Annotated in this window: 13 protein-coding genes; 5 read left to right on the forward strand and 8 right to left on the reverse strand. The window is 69.6% G+C overall.

Translation table 11 applies throughout. The features are described from left to right. Window positions 1–10: 10 nt before the first annotated feature. The 4 genes from CPH93_RS07850 to CPH93_RS07860 all read right to left on the reverse strand — a co-directional run bounded on the left by CPH93_RS07850 (window position 11) and on the right by CPH93_RS07860 (window position 5001). Window positions 11–1891, reverse strand: a complete 1881-nt coding sequence (locus tag CPH93_RS07850; protein ID WP_231977229.1) for a carbamoyltransferase C-terminal domain-containing protein — start codon at window positions 1889–1891, stop codon at window positions 11–13. 108 nt (window positions 1892–1999) lie between these two features. Continuing rightward, complete coding sequence (locus CPH93_RS07855) at window positions 2000–3583, reverse strand: radical SAM/SPASM domain-containing protein (protein WP_096212397.1); 1584 nt, start codon at window positions 3581–3583, stop codon at window positions 2000–2002. Window positions 3584–3782: 199 nt separating this feature from the next. Next, complete coding sequence (locus CPH93_RS35710) at window positions 3783–3950, reverse strand: hypothetical protein (protein WP_159032259.1); 168 nt, start codon at window positions 3948–3950, stop codon at window positions 3783–3785. Between the two features lie 349 nt (window positions 3951–4299). Beyond that, window positions 4300–5001 (reverse strand): DUF4328 domain-containing protein, encoded by a 702-nt coding sequence (locus CPH93_RS07860; RefSeq protein WP_231977230.1) that lies wholly within the window; start codon window positions 4999–5001, stop codon window positions 4300–4302. A 661-nt stretch (window positions 5002–5662) separates the two neighbouring features. On the opposite strand from CPH93_RS07860, the gene CPH93_RS07865 reads away from it, so the two are divergent. Both CPH93_RS07865 and CPH93_RS07870 read left to right on the forward strand, forming a co-directional pair. Continuing rightward, a complete protein-coding gene (locus CPH93_RS07865) occupies window positions 5663–6124 on the forward strand; it encodes a DUF4142 domain-containing protein (protein WP_231977231.1) in 462 nt (153 codons plus the stop codon). A 233-nt stretch (window positions 6125–6357) separates the two neighbouring features. After that, window positions 6358–6888, forward strand: a complete 531-nt coding sequence (locus CPH93_RS07870) for a MarR family winged helix-turn-helix transcriptional regulator (RefSeq protein WP_096212400.1) — start codon at window positions 6358–6360, stop codon at window positions 6886–6888. Between the two features lie 36 nt (window positions 6889–6924). Here CPH93_RS07870 and CPH93_RS07875 read toward each other — a convergent pair whose 3' ends face one another. The 3 genes from CPH93_RS07875 to CPH93_RS07885 form a co-directional block, all read right to left on the reverse strand. Further along, window positions 6925–8823: a propionyl-CoA synthetase gene (locus CPH93_RS07875; RefSeq protein WP_096212401.1), complete on the reverse strand. Its 1899-nt coding sequence runs from the start codon at window positions 8821–8823 to the stop codon at window positions 6925–6927. 117 nt (window positions 8824–8940) lie between these two features. Further along, entirely contained in the window at window positions 8941–9687 is a 747-nt protein-coding gene (locus CPH93_RS07880) for a creatininase family protein (RefSeq protein ID WP_096212402.1), read from the reverse strand. A 33-nt stretch (window positions 9688–9720) separates the two neighbouring features. After that, the gene (locus CPH93_RS07885; RefSeq protein ID WP_162501007.1) at window positions 9721–11166 is read right to left on the reverse strand and encodes an MFS transporter; all 1446 of its coding nucleotides are present in this window, start codon (window positions 11164–11166) and stop codon (window positions 9721–9723) included. Between the two features lie 228 nt (window positions 11167–11394). Between CPH93_RS07885 and CPH93_RS07890 the strand changes: the two genes are divergently transcribed. Continuing rightward, entirely contained in the window at window positions 11395–12072 is a 678-nt protein-coding gene (locus CPH93_RS07890) for a TetR/AcrR family transcriptional regulator (protein ID WP_231977232.1), read from the forward strand. A gap of 402 nt (window positions 12073–12474) precedes the next feature. Here the strand turns inward: CPH93_RS07890 and CPH93_RS07895 are convergent, their stop codons facing one another. Next, window positions 12475–13455 carry an AraC family transcriptional regulator gene (locus tag CPH93_RS07895; protein WP_096212404.1) on the reverse strand — a complete coding sequence of 327 codons (981 nt, stop codon included), beginning with the start codon at window positions 13453–13455 and terminating at the stop codon, window positions 12475–12477. A 525-nt stretch (window positions 13456–13980) separates the two neighbouring features. Between CPH93_RS07895 and CPH93_RS07900 the strand changes: the two genes are divergently transcribed. Together CPH93_RS07900 and CPH93_RS07905 are read left to right on the forward strand one after the other, a co-directional pair. Beyond that, window positions 13981–15201 carry a styrene monooxygenase/indole monooxygenase family protein gene (locus tag CPH93_RS07900; protein ID WP_096212405.1) on the forward strand — a complete coding sequence of 407 codons (1221 nt, stop codon included), beginning with the start codon at window positions 13981–13983 and terminating at the stop codon, window positions 15199–15201. 81 nt (window positions 15202–15282) lie between these two features. Further along, a complete protein-coding gene (locus tag CPH93_RS07905; RefSeq protein ID WP_096212406.1) occupies window positions 15283–17007 on the forward strand; it encodes a styrene monooxygenase/indole monooxygenase family protein in 1725 nt (574 codons plus the stop codon). Window positions 17008–17144: the final 137 nt, after the last annotated feature.

Here is a 17144-nt window from a genome sequence, read left to right on the forward strand (position 1 = left end):
GGGGCGGGGATCACTCGACGATCAGGCGGCGTTCGGGCAGCACCACGGCGTCCAGCTCGGTCCCGGTGAGCAACTCCAGTGCGTCGTCGAGGTGGTTGAGGAGCGGGCGGCCGCCCCCGTTGGCGCTGGTGTTGATGAGCACGGGCAACTCCGTGCGGGCGGCGACCGCGTGGCACAGCCGGTGCAGCAGGGGCTGCGCGTCGGGCCGTACGGTCTGCAGGCGGGCCGTACCGTCGATGTGCCGGGCCTCGGCGAGCTGCCGGGCCCGGTCGGGCCGCACCCGCACCGCGAACAGCATGGTCTCGGTGTGGTCCAGGGGCCCGGTGAAGTACTGGTCGGCCACCTCCTCCGGGCAGATCGGCGCGACCGGCCGGAACCACTCCCGGTTCTTGATCGTCTGGGAGACGTACCGGCGGGCGCCGCTCCAGTGGGCCGAGACCAGCAGCGAGCGGTGGCCCAGCGCCCGCGGCCCGGTCTCCAGGCCGCCCTCCAGCCAGGCCACGCACCGCCGGTCGGCCAGCAGGTCGGCGACGGCCCGGACGAACTCCTCGTCGTCGGCCGGGCGGCGCAGGGACAGCCCGAGGCCGGCCAGCCGACGACTCAGGCCGTCGGCCGCGGCTGCGTCATCGCCGTCCACCGCCTCCAGGCCGTCCAGCGGCGGCCCGGCGTAGGCCAGCGCCCATCCCGAGCGGCCCAGCAGGGCCGGGCGGTCGGCCGGGTCGGCGACGGCCAGCGCCGCGCCCAGCGCGATCCCCGAATCGTCGCAGCAGGTAGGGATGGACACCCGGGTGAACTGGGCGCATTCGGCGAGGCGGCTGTTGGCGGTGATGTTGAGTGCGCAGCCGCCCGCGTAGCAGAGCGTCGTGTAGCTGGGGAAGCGCCGGCTGATGCCGGTGACCAGCGAGGTCAGGTCGCGCTCCACGGCGGTCTGCAAGGTGGCCGCCAGGTCCCGGCAGGTGCGCGCGTCCGGGGAGGTCCCGACCGGGGTGCTCCGCCCGTCCGCGGTACGGATCTCGTCGGGGAAGACCGAGCCGAAGGAGTGCACGACGTCGTCGTCCGAGGAGTCGGCCAGGCCCGCGTCCAGATACCCGCCGCTGTGCGGGTCGTACTCCCACCAGGTGTCGGCGTAGCGCAGCGCGGTGCCGGTCAGCCGGTCCTCGTCGAGCTGCTCGTACAGGTCCGGCGAGGCGCGCCGGGTGGACTGCGGGACGAGCATGGCGCGCAGCACCGGCAGCAGGAGGGCGTCGGTCTCCCCCGTGGCCGTCAGCCCGAGCAGCTTGCCGGTGTCGAACTGGCTGCCGTGGACGCGCCGGGCGAGCGCCTCGTAGACCAGGCCGAAGCGCGGGCCGGTGCGGTTGGTGAAGGACATCACCGGGGTGAGCTGGTCGCCGTCGCCGAGGCAGACCATGCCGCACTCGGCGTAGTTGCCCGTCCCGTCCAGGGCCAGCACCAGGGCCTTGCGGGCTCCGGAGGTGTAGTACGCGAGGGCGGCGTGCGCGTAGTGGTGGCGTACCGCGGTCAGGGTGATGTCGCCGAACCCCTTGGCCAGCGGCCAGTCCAGGGGTTTGATCACCCGGGTCACCGCGTCGGCCAGGCCCGTGCCGCCGGTGGCCGTCCAGCGGGCGTCCTCGTTGACGAGCTCCACCAGCGCCGGGGGCAGCACCTGGCACACCGGCGTGTACCAGTCGGCCACCGCGATCCCGGTCACCGGGCTCGCCGCCCCCTCCCGCAGCTCCGCCAGCCATTCGGCGGCGGCCTGCGGGAAGTCGCCGTTGCCGCCGCACACATGGCGCAGCCCCAGGCGGCGCTCGGCCTCGATGACGCGGTAGCCGCCCGCCTCCGTGAGCGCGGCACCCGCGTCGTGGCCGAAGTGCATCCCCATCGTTGCCATGGAACCAGTCACCCTTCCTCTGCCCGGACCGGAGTCGTGGGGCCGGGTCGTGGATCGGCGGCCCGCCTCGCGCGGGGCGGGCCGTTGCGGAGATCGTCGGGGTCTGGCTCAGGACAGCGTGGCGAGGCTCTGGGTGTGATGGCGCTCCAGGAGGCCCTGGACCACCTCGCGCATGTAGGCGCAGTAGCCGGGCGACATCACCTGGATCGAGCCGTTCTCCTCCTCCAGCGCGCCGGCGGAGCCGCCCGAGCAGGTGCCCTGGAGCTCGCAGCCCTGGCAGCCGGGGCCGTTGGTGTAGGCCCGCATGCCGTAGTCCTGGTAGGCGGGAGAGGCGAAGATGCCGCGCCAGTCGTCGATGGTGCCCAGCTTGCGGGCGGTGGCCTTGCAGGCGAAGACGCTGCCGTTGGGCTCGATGGAGAGCTGACGCCCGACCGCCGGGCAGGTCTTGTAGTCGGCCTGCTCGGCCCACTTGGCCTCGTCGATGATCATCTGGAAGGTCTGGTACCAGTAGCCGCTGAGCTGCACGCCGCGCTCCCGCCCGTAGTCGACGGCGACCAGCAGCCGCTGCGCCACGTCGTGCGGGCTGTGCTTCTGGAAGAACTCCTTGGCCTGGAAGGACACGATGACGTCCAGGGATTCCAGACCGGCCTCGGCGACGAAGTCGATGAGCGGGGTGCCCCACTTGTCCCAGGTGTACTGGGAGAGCACCGAGGTGATGCTGACCGGGACGCCCGCGGCCTTCATGTCGAGGATCGCCTTGCGGACCACGGCCCACGCGGTGCGCTGCTGCTGCCCGCCGCGGAACTCGCCGGTCTCCGGGACCAGGTAGTCGATGGAGACGGTGGTGTCGACGCGATGCTCGGCGAGCGCCGCCAGCAGCTCGTCGTCGATGCGGGAGCCGTTGCTGGTCAGGTCGTAGGAGAGGGTGACCCCGTCGTAGCGGTCGCCGAAGGTGCGCAGCACGTGCAGGATGGTGCCCCGCGCCAGGGTGGGCTCGCCGCCGAAGAACGACACCGTCAGATGGCCGCCTCCGTTGGCCTTGCGCAGCTCGATGGCCTCCTTGACGGTCTTCTCGGCCACCTCGCGCGACATGTGCATCGAGGGGTTGCGGACCTCGTCCGCGCCGTGGTTCCAGTCGCCCTTGGCGAACGTGGGGCCCGAGTCCTGGCGGGTGGGGCCGGCCACCTCGCGGGAGCGGCGCAGTTCGACCAGGACCGGGCCGGGTTTCACCGACTCGCCGGAGGTGTTGCGCTCCTCGACGCCGCCGTCGAAGTTGTACGCGAAACAGCCCTGACAGGAGAAGTTGCAGGCGTTGGTGAGCACGAGCTGGATGGAGGAGTGGAACACGCCGCTGCCGAGGGCGCTCTGGCGGCTCTCCAGCAGGCCGTCGATCTCCTTGGCCTCGTCGTGCCCCGCCTCGACGAGGAACCGGGCCTCGACGAGGTCGCGCAGCGCGTCGCCGTCGACCCGCTCCCGCAGCCGGTCCCAACTGAGGCCCTGGGATGCCTCTTTGAGGAGTTCGACGATGTCCCGGTCGATCAGCCGCGCATTTCCGAAGAGCGAATGAAAAGCCATGGTCCGCTCGTCGCCCTCATAGGAATCGAGCCGGCCTCCGAACGAGGTGAAATCCCGGTTGCCCGCGGCGCGCAGGGTGCGGACGTAGCGCGAGGACTGGTACATCGAATTCTGCATGGCGAAGACTTCTCCCTGCGTCTCACGACTTCCGACGCACCGTACGGCGCGGCCCTGGGCGCGCGGCATACGGCTACTGCGTCGGCGAAAAGGGCCCCGGGCGCGGAGCCGTGGGACGCGGACCGGTCCCGGCCCTCGGCCCGGCCCGCGCGACAGACCGGGGCCCGGCCGGCGGGCGGGGCCCCGGGGAACTCAGCCCTTAGGCCGACGCACTCTCTTTCCGCTGCTCAGCGGGGGCCGAGACGACCTCCGCCTGCTTGTGGGCGGGCGTGATGGTCGGGGCGTTGCCCTTGTCCGGCGAGACGAACGCACACGGACGGGACGACGCGGTGACCGCGGGGCGGGCGACCTTCTTGACTTCGGCCATATGGCCTCCTCAGTAGGTGCGACACAACGCGGTCCACTCAAGCAGAAGAAAACACCACTCAATAAGTCTTCAACCGGACATGGTTGGAAAAGGGCGTCACTCCGGGGCATACCAAAGGGAATTGATCCTTCACCATGCGGCACGTGCCACGCTGTCTGCCGATTCGCCCGCACACCCCGCATGATCCGTCGCGGCCGACGCGCCGCTGGAGGCCCTTCACCTCTCCTCGCCCGGGATGAATTCCGGCCAGAAGCGGAGACCGAAGGAGACGACCTCCCGGCGTGCATGACTCACGGGTTGCACCGCGCACGGCGGTGCAACCCGTGAGAACCCGTAGGCCGCGCCGCCGTCAGAAGGCCGGCCCCCGCAACGCCTTCTCGTGCTGCATGCGGGTGAGGCGACGCACGAAGAGAAGGGCGAGGACGGCGGCCAGGACGCTGAGGACGTCGCTCGCCATGAGCCCGGCGATCGCCCCCTTGATCTCCTCCGGTGTACCGGAGTTCGCGTACCGCCGGCTGGCGAGGCGGCCGAAGACCAGGTTCGCGACCCACAGGGCCCACCACCAGTTGAGCACCGCCCTGGACTTGGTGTTCTCGTCGGCGCTGGCGTTCCAGATGTCGATGGCCACGCGGCGAGGGAACCACAGGTTCGCCACCGGCACGAACCAGCCCCAAATCGCCCAGCCGCGGGCCTTCTCGTGGTACTCGGGGGCAAAGACCTCGGCGTTGACGCGGGCTCGGTGGAACCAGACGATGAAGACCACGGCGGTCGCGAGGGTGGCCGCCACCTGCAGGATTCCGCACACCTGGTACAAGGAGTCCGCCTGGTCGATCTCCTGGGAGCTCACGGAGCCGACGTTGCGGACGAGCCTGCCGACGAGCTCGTAGGACTGGTTCCCCTGCCACACGGCGAACAGATCCACCACGACGCCGAGACCGAGCAGCCCGGTCACGACCTTCGAGAGCCCGACCGGCGAGCGGAGAACCGCGCGCGAGCCGGACGGAGCCGGCCAGCCCGACGGCGGCGGTGGCGGTGGCGGTGCAATGGGCATGTTGGACATACGAATCCCCCCACGGGTTCTGAATGACGGTGTTGGCGCAGGTAGCGGGCCGTTTCTCCCCAAAGCGACCCAAGCGCTAGCGGAACATATGTTCCCCGCATCTCTCTTGTCCACCGAAAAAGGGGGATTTCTGGCCGCGTGGCTCGCCGGGGAGGGGAACAGGCCGGGACACCGCACCGACGTCCGGCCGGTGCTCCTGCACCACGACCTACAGCCGGCCCACTCCCGTACCGCACCGACAGGCGGCCGGACCGCGGTGGTCGGCCGGGACGGCATGAGGAAGCGGAGATCCTAGGCGACGGCAGCTGCGCGCTGCGCGCGTTTGCGCACCTTCGCTCAATCGATTCGCTTGCCCAATGCAATGGTTAGCGTGGCTCACGCCCCGGCACTGCCAGGGGCAACAGCGTCCCCCCACGAACCGTCGCGCCCTTCAGGAGGCATGATGAAATCTCATGCGCGAAATCCGAGGCCCTCATCCCGTCGCGGCCGCCTGACAGCCGTTGCCGTCGCTCTCGTGGCAGTCATCGCCACGGTCTCCGTATGGCTCTCGCAGCGAAACAGCTCCGCTGACGAATCGGCCGCTGCGAACCTGCCGGCGTCGGGGGCCGGCCAAGCCGTCCCTCGGGCGGGAAACACGGGCGCCGTCACCGCGTTGGACAAGACGTTCCTCACCAAGGTCCGACAAGCCGGCCTCTGGGAGATGCCGGCGGGCCGGCTCGCCCAGACGCATGCGTCGAGCGAAGCCATCAAACGCGCGGGTATGCATCTGCTCGAAGGGCACAGCAAGCTCGATGAGCTGGCCCGCGAGGACTCCGAGGCGTTGAACGTGCCCATTCCCGACCAGGCCACCCCCGAACAACAAGGCTGGGTCGACCAGTTGAAGAAGGCCCGTGGCCACGCCTTCGACCAGCTCTTCGTCGACCTCCTCCGGGCGTCCCACGGCAAGATTTTCATCACCATCGGCGAAGTGCGCGCGACCACCAAGAACACCTTGCTGCGGCGACTGGCAACGCAGACCAACAACACCGTCCAGGACCACATGGATGTCCTGGAGGACACCGGTCTCGTCAAGGACTCCACCCTCGACGACGTCGCCTCCACCGTCCCCAAGTGAGCCCCCGTGCAGTTCGCTGCTGCTGCTCGCCGCCGCCCGCTCGTCCTTCCAGGCCGGGCCCGGCCTGCTCAAAGCCCTGGCCGGCACCGGACAAAGCCCCGGAGTACGCCCTACGGTGCTCGGCCGAGGCGCCGGCCAGGTCGTCGACGTCGAAGGCGCGGGCGATCGGTACGTCCGTGGAGCTGTGGGTGATGATCGAGCAGGAGAGGAACATCCCGGGATAGAAAAGGGGCATGGCCGAAGGTACGAACCCGCCCGGGGCCGCAGACGACGTCGACGCCGTGACCCGCGCGGTGCTGACCGCCTCCCGGGTTCTGGTCGCCGTCTCCGCCCGCTCGCTCGCCGCCGTCGAGGACAAGGTGACACTGCCGCAGTTCCGGCTGCTGGTGGCGCTGTCCACACATGGGACGGCCAAGCTCGTCGAGGTCGCCGAGTGGCTGGGCGTCAATCCGTCCACGGCGATGCGCATGGTGGACCGCCTCATCGCCGCGGGGTTCGCGGACCGTCAGATCAACCCCGACAACCGGCGCGAGACCCGGCTGGGGCTCACGGAGCAGGGCCGCCGCATCGTCGGGGAGGTCACCGCGCGCCGCCGCAGGGAGATCGCCGGCGTCGTCGAGCACATGCCCCCCGCACAGCGCGCCTCACTGGTCGACGCCCTGACCGCGTTCGCCGAAGCCGGCGGGGAACCGCCCGCACCCGGGACAGGCCGGGACCTGTACCCACTGGGGTGGCCGGACCCGGCCGGCCCCACCCCCTCCTGATTCTCAAATCCACCCGAAGGCCCGCCTCGCCGAGACCTAGACGTCATCGCGGAGTACCGGTCGCAGCACCTCGATCACCGCGGGATCGTCGATGGTGGAGGGCAGTTCGGTGTCCCGGCCGTCGGCGATGTCGCGCATGGTGCGACGCAGGATCTTTCCCGAACGCGTCTTGGGCAGCGCCGGTACCACGTCGACCCGGCGCAGCGCCGCCACGGGGCCGATCGTCTCCCGTACGGCGGTGACGAGTTCCGCGGCGATGTCGTGCGGATCGCGGTCGAGGCCGGCCTTGAGCACGACGAGACCGCGCGGCACCTGTCCCTTGAGCGGGTCGGTGACGCCGACGACAGCGCACTCGGCGACATCCGGGTGAGCGGCGAGCACCTCCTCCATCGCGCCGGTGGACAGCCGGTGCCCGGCTACGTTGATCACGTCGTCGATGCGGCCCATGACGAAGAGGTACCCGTCCTCGTCCTTGTGACCGCCGTCGCCGGTGAGGTAGTAGCCGCTGTAGGTGGACAAGTACGAGCGCACATACCGTGCGTCGTCCTGCCACAGCGTGAGCAGCGTTCCGGGTGGCAGCGGCAGCCGGATCGCCACCGCGCCGTCGGCGCCCGGCGGCACATCGCGGCCGCTCGCGTCGAGGATGCGCACGTCGTAGCCGGGCATGGGCACGGTGGGTGAACCGCCCTTGAGCGGGTGCGGCTCCAGGCCCATGGGGTTGGCGACGATCGGCCAGCCGGTCTCGGTCTGCCACCAGTTGTCGACCACCGGAACGCCGAGCAGGTCAGTGGCCCAGCGGTAGGTCTCCGGGTCCAGGCGCTCGCCGGCCAGGAACAGGTGGCGCAGCGATCCCGTGTCGTGGGCCTGGAGAAGCGCTCCGTGCGGGTCCTCCTTCTTCACCGCGCGGATCGCCGTCGGTGCGGTGAACAGTGCCGTCACACGGTGTTCGGCGATCACCCGCCACAGCGCACCGGCGTCCGGAGTACCGACGGGCTTTCCTTCGTAGAGCACGGTGGTGCAGCCGGTGAGCAGCGGTGCGTAGACGATGTAGGAGTGGCCGACGACCCAACCGACGTCCGAGGCCGCCCAGAAGACGTCACCGGGGTGGGTGTCGTACACGTTCTCAAGGGACCAGCGCAGCGCGACCGCGTGGCCGCCGTTGTCGCGCACCACGCCCTTGGGCCGGCCGGTCGTGCCGGAGGTGTAGAGGATGTACAGCGGATCGGTGGCGGCCACAGGGACGCAGTCGACCGGCTCGGCGGTCGCCAGGGCCTGGTCCCAGTCGAGGTCACGGCCGGTCATATCCGCTGTGCACTGCGGTCGCTGGCGGATGACACAGTGCTCCGGCTGGTGTTCGGCCAGGGCGAGGGCATCGTCCAGAAGCGGCTTGTACGGCACGACGCGGGTCGGTTCGATGCCGCACGAGGCGGCGACGACGACCTTGGGGCGGGCGTCGTCGATGCGCACGGCGAGCTCATGCGCGGCGAATCCCCCGAAGACGACCGAGTGGACGGCGCCGATACGGGCGCAGGCCAGCATGGCGACGACCGCCTCGGGAATCATCGGCATATAGAGCGCAACGCGGTCGCCCTTGGCCACCCCGAGCCCGGCCAGCACTCCGGCGAACAGCGCGACCTCTTCACGCAACTCCCGATAGGTGAACGACGCTTTGCAGCCGGTGACCGGACTGTCGTACACCAGCGCGAGTTGCTCGCCGCGCCCGGCGTCGACGTGGCGGTCCAGAGCGTTGTGGCAGGTGTTCAACTGCCCGTCCGGGAACCACCGGTACAGCGGAGCCGCCGACTCGTCGAGGGCGCGGGACGGCGCGACGGTCCAGTCGATGGCACGGGCAGCGTCCAGCCAGAAGCCTTCCGGATCCTCCAGACTGCGCCGGTACCCCGCCGCATAGCTGCCCTGCTTCGGCGTCCGCGTCATGTCGATGTCCCTTTCCTCGTTCCGTCTGCGCCGCACCGGAAGGTGCCTTGCGCACATGCCCGTCACGTGCGGGCGGCAGCACGGTCGGCCCGGCGGATTCCTCCGCCGGGCCGAGGCTTATTTCATCAGCCATTCGGCGATGGCTTCGGCGCAGGCGTCCAAAATGGCTTCGCCCTTCTCCGCGGTCGCCGAACGCGCGTCACCCGCTACGCCCGACGACGTGACCTCGTGGAACGACCGTGGTACGTGGATCGCTTCGCTCGGAGCCGACTGCAGCGCGATCTCCGGGCCGACCGCCTCGGCGAGCCGTACGCCGTCGACGAGGTCCGGCGCGATCGCCATGGTCATGGACGTCTCGCCTTCGCAGGCGTGCATCAGAGTGTCCTGGTCCTCCAGGATCTCCGCGATCCGCGCCTGCCCGGCCACGAAGTAGCTGGTGACGGCGATGGGCGCGGACAGTTCCCGGGAGATTTCACTGCTGATCGCGTGCAAGGCCGTGACATTGCCGCCGTGGCCGTTGACGATGAGGATCTTGCGGAAGCCGGCCGTGAGGACGGAGCGGCACACATCGCGCAACAGCGCGTGGTACGTCGCGAGCGTGAGGGTGAAGGTGCCGCCGAACTCGACATGATGGTCCGCCAGCCCGCACCACAGGGACGGCGCGACGACCACGGGCCTGCCCTGCGCGACCATGATCGCGGCTGCCCGCCGGCAGGCCTCGGTGCTGAGGAAATCGTCGACACCGGTGGGCAGATGCGGGCCGTGCTGCTCCGTGGAGCCCACCGGAAGCAGTACCGGTGCGCCCTGGGCCGCCAGCTCCCGGAGCGCAGGAGCTGTCATGCGGTTCCAGAAGACCTCTGGCATTGGGGGTGTCCTTTCCTGGCGAGCCGGCGGAGGTCAGTGCGTCTTTTCCGGAATGACGGGGGACGTGGGCCCGCCCGGGGCGGCCGGCCGGGCGAGGGTGGCCGGGGCCGGACCTGAGATGGTTTCCAGCCGCAATCCCGTGGTCCGCACGCCGAAGACGAGCGAGAGTGCGGCCAGCAGCATCGCCGCGGCGACAACGGTGAAGGCGACTGCTGCTCCATGGGCGCCCAGAAGGGGGAGCAGATAGAAGGGCGCTGCCGCTGTCGAGAGCCGGCTCAGTGAGTACAGCCAGCCGGTGGCGGTGGTGCGCACACTCGTGGGGAACTGTTCCAGTTGGTAGATGTGGCCGGAGTTGGACATGACGTTGGCCACCGCGGTGAAACAGAAACCCGAGGCGATGATCACGGCTGCCGAGTGGGCGCTTCCGTACACGATTCCGCACACCGCCATGCCCACCAGCGACGCGGCCAGGATCCACTTCCGTTCCGCCTTCTCCATGATGAGCACGGAAAGACCGGAGCCGAGCGGATAGCCGATGAAGGAGAAGGTCAGATAGGTCAGCGAGGTGCTGAGGTCGAGTCCCTTGGCGGCGAGGACGAGCGTGGCGAGGCTGCCGAAGCCGTAGTAGCCGATGGGCGCGAGGATCCACACGATCGCCATGATCACCGTGCGCCGGGCCAGGGGCCGACGGAAGATGGCGCGGACGGGCACCGGCTCCACCGCGATGTCCGGCTCCTCGGACTCGCCGAAGACCGCGGGGGGTGTCCAGCCTTCTGCCGCGGCGGCCTTCTCGAAGCGGCTGATGACGGCGTCGGCCTCCGCCGTGCGTCCGACCGACTCCAGCCAGCGAGGTGATTCGGGCAGAGCTCTGCGCACCAGGAAGGTCAGCAGGGCTCCGAGGGACCCGATGGCGAACATCCAACGCCATCCCGCTACGCCGAGCGGAGCGCCGTCCACCAGCACCAGGCCCAGGAAGCCGACGACGGGTACGGCGAGATAGGCGCCCGTGAAGGCCCATGCCGCGCAGTAGCCGCGCCGGGCCGGCGGAAGGATGTCGCCCAGGAACGAGTCCGTCACCGGCAGTTCGCCGCCCAGGCCGATGCCGGCCACGAAGCGGAAGGCCACGAGCGTCCACAGGTTCGGGGCCAGCGCGCAGGCGAGCGTGGCCCCGGAGTACAGGGTCAGCGTGACCATGTAGGCGGTCCGCCGTCCGACACGGTCCGCGAGCCGCCCGATGACCACGGCTCCGACGAAGGCTCCGACGAACGCCGACGCCAGAACAAGCGACAGCTCGAAGCCGCCCAGGGCGAAGGTCTTCTTCAGCGTGGTCGCGAGGACCCCGGCCAGGAACAGCTCGTAGATCTCGAAAAAGTTCCCCAGCGCCATGACGCCGGTGAAGCGCTTGTGGAGCCTGGTGACCGGCAGCCGGTCGAGCCGTGCCGCGACGGAGGGGCCGGTCGACCCCAAGGAAGATCGCATACTTCTCCTCTCAGGTTGAATGGCACATTCAGCCCCCGCGAAGTAGACTGGACAGTACAGTCCAGTTTGACCCATGGCAAGAGTCCGGCAGACCTCTGATCTGCAGGGAGGGATTCCTTGCGGGTGCGGTCCACTCGGGCCGGCCTGGCGCACCCGAGACCCTCGCAAGATCAACGCATTGCTGGACTAGACTGGCGCGTCCAGTACAGAAAGAGGTGCTTGACGGTGGTGCCCGCGCCCTCCCAGCCCGCCCGGCAAGGCAAGGGTCGCTCCCGCAGCAGACTGAAGATCCTCGCGGCGGCGAAGGCGCTCTTCCTGCAGGACGGCTACGACGGTGTGAACCTCGATCGGATCGCCACCCAAGCCGAGGTCGCCCGGCAGACGGTCTACAACCAGTTCGGGAGCAAGGAAGCGGTCTTCCGTGCCGTGATGGAGCACCACTGGTCCAGCCTGCCGCTCGGAGACCTGCTGACGCGCCTCGAACAGAGCCTGGGGACCGACGCCGACCCGGCCGGATTCCTGCGCCAGTTTTCCGAGATCCTTCTGACCTTCATCGAAGACGCGGACCAGGTCGCCTTCACCCGGCTCGTGATCGCCGAGTCCCGCCGGAGCCCCTGGGTCGCCGAGGAGTTCTACCGGGTCGGCAAGGAGCCGTTGACCAAGACGCTCGCCGGCTGCCTGCAGCGGCTGCACGAGACAGGGGGGATCGATTGCCCGTCCCCCGAGCTGGCGGCGCATCAATTCCTGGGACTCGTACAGGAATTCATCATCTGGCCGAAGGTCATGGCGATCGGACCGGACGTCATGAGCATCCCGCCGCTCGACGTCGTCGTCGAAGAGGGAATAGCCATGTTCCTCAGTCGCTACGGCGTCAGCGACGAGGCGCGGGCGGCCCGGCCCGTCTGATGAGGCCGGCGCGTATCGCCTGACGTGATCCGCCGCTCGGCCAGGCGGACCAGGCAGCCGGAGAGCCTCGCCCGGGAACTGATGACACCACCTGGCAGCGCCTGTGAGGTGTTCGGGGTGGCGCACAGCCCAGAAGGGACAGCAGACGCTCACGATGCCGTACCGCACGTAGCAGCCGGGCCCCGGCCACCCCGCGGTGGAGACCCCGCGTCCGTGTCGGGGTGCATCGCGCCTGGTGGTGCGAGCCGGCCGTCGTCGTCGGGCCGCGGGCAGCCCTCCCTATGGCGGCCCTGCCCTGGTCGAGGCCGAGCGCAACGGCAGGACCGAGGACAGACACCACGGTCTGCGTCGTCCTGCCCGCCGCCCGCTGATCGTCAGGGCGGTCGAAAGACCGAATTGCTCCTATGACCGCAACGTCTCCGAAGGCGACTCCCCGAACTGTTGGCGATACGCGAGTGAGAAACGGCCCGGGTGCAGGAAGCCCCAGCGGGAGGCGACGGCGGTCACGGTCGCGGAACCCGGGTCGGAGGCCAGGAGTTCCTTGCGTACACGGTCCAGGCGGACCTCGCGCAGGTAGGCGAGCGGTGTCGTGTCGAGGTGCCGGCGGAAGCCTTCCTGAAGGGCCCGTACGCCGACGCCGACGCATTCCGCGATCTCCGCGACCGTGAGCGGCTCGGCGGCGTGGCCCTCGATGACCTCCATGGCGCGACGGACCGCGGGCGGTGCGACGCGCGGCTGCTCGCCCAGCAGCGCCGACGTGTAGTTGTGGGGCTGGGCCATCAACAGCTGGGTCATGAGGAGTGATTCAAGCTGCTTCGTCACGATGGGCTTGCTTGTCATCCCACCCGGCCCCTCCGCCTCCCGGCGCATGAGGTCGACGATGTTGAGCCAGGATCGGGAGCCCGGCGTGGTGAGGTTCATGCCGAGCGAGAAGAAGATCGGGCGGCGCACGGCGCGGCCGAGCAAACTGCCCAGGTGCGATTCCAGCGACGATCGGTCGAACCACACGATCAACTGCGGATTGCCGTCACCCCAGCGCATGTCCAACTTTCCGGTCGGAGAGGGAACAGAAGCGAGTTCTGGGGAGGAAATGATCTCCTCGCGGCCGCAGGTGATTTCGGCGTAACCGGCGAGCGGGATCTGGACGAGGAAAAAGCTCTCCAGATCGCCCGGTGTGATCCGGACTTCCGTTCCGTAATCGAGGTAATAGAGACCTGTCCGATCGAAGGGTGCACCGTGCAGCCGGGCGTCGAGCGTCGCCGAGCGCCGCGTGATGCGCAGCTCATGCGGGCAAAAGGCGCGGCCGACCTCGGCCCGCGCCTCCCAAATGTCCGCTGTATGAAACCGCTGGTGATTTGCGAGGGGGGACTTTTCAGCGGGCATGTAAACCTCCACCGCCGAGACGCGCAATCGGGACAGCAACCCGCGTGATCCGGATAGCGAAGGTGATCTTGCCATACCAGGATTGACCCCTGACCGCCGCGGACCCGAGAGAATCCTGGGAACCAACAATGCAGGGAGTGCCGGGCCGGACTGCGCTCGTCAGAGGCGGAGTCACGCCCAGCGGACAGCCCGTCGCATGCGCGCTGCGCGTATTACGCGCGACCGACGCGGCGAAGGCCGCCCAGGCCGTACCCCCGCGCGTCGCAGGACCCTTGCCGCTGCTGCCCCGGCTCGCCGATATGGCCGGGCCCCTCTAGCCGGCCGGTTTACCCGGGGCCCCTCCCCCGGTCCTACGGGTGACCCGGCCTCCCGCGGCTGCCCGCCAGTCCCCCCGGCGGGCAGCCGCATTCCACACCACCACCGCCCACCTGTTGACGCCGCCACGTGCCGAAACGCTGCACGGCGCACGGCACCGCACGACACCGCTCAAAAACCGCACACCCCGAACCCCCGGAGAACCCCCGCATGCGCAAGATCACCATCGTCGGGGCCGGCCAGGCCGGTCTCCAGCTCGGCATCGGCCTGATCGACCACGGTTTTGACGTCACCATCGTGTCCAACCGCACCGGAGACCAGATCCGCGAGGGCCGGGTCATGTCCAGCCAGGCCATGTTCGGCACCGCGCTGGCCCACGAGCGCAACCTCGGCCTCGACTTCTGGGGCGACGCCTGCCCGGCGATCGCCGGTCTCGGCGTGAGCATCGCCGACGGCCAGGGCGGCCGGGCGCTCTCCTTCGGCGCCCGCCTCGAAGCCACCGCCCGCTCCATCGACCAGCGCGTCAAAATGCCACTCTGGATGGGCGAGTTCGCACGCCGCGGCGGCCGTCTGGAGCTCTGCGAGGCCGGCATCGAGGACCTGGAGCGCTATGCCGCCGAGTCCGACCTGGTGATCGTCGCGGCCGGCAAGGGCGAGATCGCGGGGCTGTTCGAGCGGGACGCCATGCGTTCCCCGTACGACGCTCCACAGCGCGCGCTGGCCCTGGCGTACGTCACCGGCATGGCAGCCCTGCCCGACCGCCCCGGCGTCAGCTTCAACGTCATCCCCGGTGTGGGTGAGTACTTCACCATGCCCAGCCTCACCACCAGCGGCCCCTGCGACATCATGTTCTTCGAGGGCATCCCGGGCGGCCCGCTCGACTGCTTCGACGGGCTCACCCCCCAGCAGCAGCTGGCGAAGTTCCAGGAGCTGCTGCGGACGTACGTTCCGTGGGAGGCCGAGCGCTGCACCGATGTTGCGCTCACCGACGGGAACGGCACCCTCGCGGGCCGCTTCGCGCCGACCGTCCGCAAGCCCGTCGCCACGCTGCCCTCCGGCGCGCAGGTGCTCGGCTTCGCCGACGTCGTCGTCCTCAACGACCCGATCACCGGCCAGGGGTCCAACAACGCCTCGAAGTGCGCGGCCTCCTACCTCGCCGCCATCCTGGACCACGGCGAGCGCCCGTACGACGCCGCGTTCATGGAGCTGGCCTTCGGCCGCTTCTGGGACAACGCGCAGTCCGCCACGGCCTGGACCAACGCGATGCTCGGCGCCCCGCCACAGCACGTCCTGGAGATCTTCGGCGCGGCGAGCGCCAACTCCCGTATCGCCGCCCGCTTCGTCAACGGCTTCGACGACCCGCGCGACTTGTTCCGCTGGTTCATGGACCCGGTCGCCGCGAAGAACTATCTGACCGAGGTCGGCGCCTGAACGGCCGTCAAGAGCGGGACACAGCGAACTGACGACACGTCAGTGACAGACAGATACGTCACGAGAGCAGGACAGCGGGACATGAGAAGGATCGCGGTGGTCGGAGCCGGGCAGGCGGGTGCCCAGCTCGCCCTGGGACTCCAGGCGCACGGCTATGACGTCACCTTGGTCACCGACCGTGACCCCGACGAGATTCGTCGCGGCCCGGTCATGTCCAGCCAGTGCATGTTCGACACCGCGCTCCAGAGCGAGCGCGAACTCGGCCTGCACCACTGGGAGGGCCGGGCCCCGGACATCTCCGGCATCTCGTTCTCTCTCATCGGTCCGCACGGTACTCCGGACGTCTCCTGGCGCGCGCCGCTGGAGGGCCCTGCCCACTCCGTCGACCAGCGGGTCAAGTGTGCCGCCTGGATCGAGCAGTTCGCGGACGGCGGCCGCGGCGAGATCGTGCTGCACGAGGCGGGCGTCAGCGACCTCGAATGGTACGCCCGTGCGCACGATCTCGTCGTGGTCTCCACGGGCAAGGGCGAGCTGAGCCAGCTCTTCCCGCGCAACTCCGAACTCTCCCCGTACGACCGGCCGCGCCGTGCGCTGGCGCTGACGTACGTCACGGGAACGGCACCGCGGGAGGGAGAGGACGCCATCCACTACCGCTTGGTCCCCGGCGTCGGCGAATACTTCTCCTTCCCGGCCCTCACCACCACCGGACCCTGCGACATCATGGTCTTCGAAGGCGTCCCCGGCGGCCCGATGGACTGCTGGGACGACATCCGCACGCCTGAAGGCCACCTCACCCGCTCACTGGAAATCCTCCGCCGGTTCTTCCCCGACGAATACGAGCGCTGCCGGCCCGCCCGGCTCACCGACAGCGGCGGCGTGTTGCGCGGCAGGCTCACTCCGACCGTCCGGCACCCCGTCGCCCGCCTGGCCTCCGGCCGGCACGTCCTCGGGATGGCCGACGCCGTCGTCCTCAACGATCCGATCACCGGCCAGGGTGCGAACAACGCGGCCCAGGCCGCGACCCACTACCTCGACAGCATCCTCCGCCACGGCACCGCCGAATTCACCCCGCAGTGGATGCAGCGCACCTTCGACAACTTCTGGCGCGGCTGGGCGCAATGGGCCGTCGGCTGGACCAACTCGCTTCTGGCAGACCTGAGTTCCCACCATCGTGACCTTCTGGCCGCGGCGGCCGACATCCCCTCCGTCGCCGGCGCCCTCGCCGCCGGCTTCGACGACCCGCGGACCCTCTACCGCTGGTGGTTCGAGGAGGCCGAGGCACACCGCTTTCTCGCCGAGAAGCGCGCCCAGCACGCCGCCCGCTTCGACGGCCGCGAACTTCGCCGCGCGCTGGGCCAGTACGCCACCGGCGTGACCGTGGTGACGGCCCGGGCCCCCGACGGCCGCAACGTCGGCATGACCGCGAACTCCTTCACCTCCGTCTCGTTGAACCCTCCCCTCGTCCTGTGGTGCCCCGGCAAAAACAGCCCGAGCCTCCCGGACTTCACCGACGCCTCGCACTTCGCCGTCCACATACTGGCCGCCGACCAGCACCACCTCTCCCGCCAGTTCGCCACGCCGGCCGACGACAAATTCCGCGGTACCCCCACGACCCCCGGCATCGCCGGCACCCCCCTCCTGGACGGCGCGGTCGCCCGCTTCCAATGCCGCACAGTCCAACGCCTCGACGCCGGCGACCACATCATCTTCCTCGGCGAGGTCGAACAGTACGAGAGCGACGGCGGTACCCCTCTGGTGTTCCACTCGGGGTACTACCAGGTGGCGACGAAGCATCCAGATCTGTGAACGCGAGTTGCCTCTTGGCCTGGCACCATCCGGCTCTCACAGGGACGCCGGGGCCGAGCCGCACACCGCCTTTCCCTGCCTCGCCGCCTCCCTCTGCTGCTACCAGCGACTCGACCGGCTCACCACACAGGACACCG

Source organism: Streptomyces sp. 2323.1, from assembly GCF_900221035.1.
GTDB classification, from domain to species: Bacteria; Actinomycetota; Actinomycetes; order Streptomycetales; family Streptomycetaceae; genus Streptomyces; species Streptomyces sioyaensis.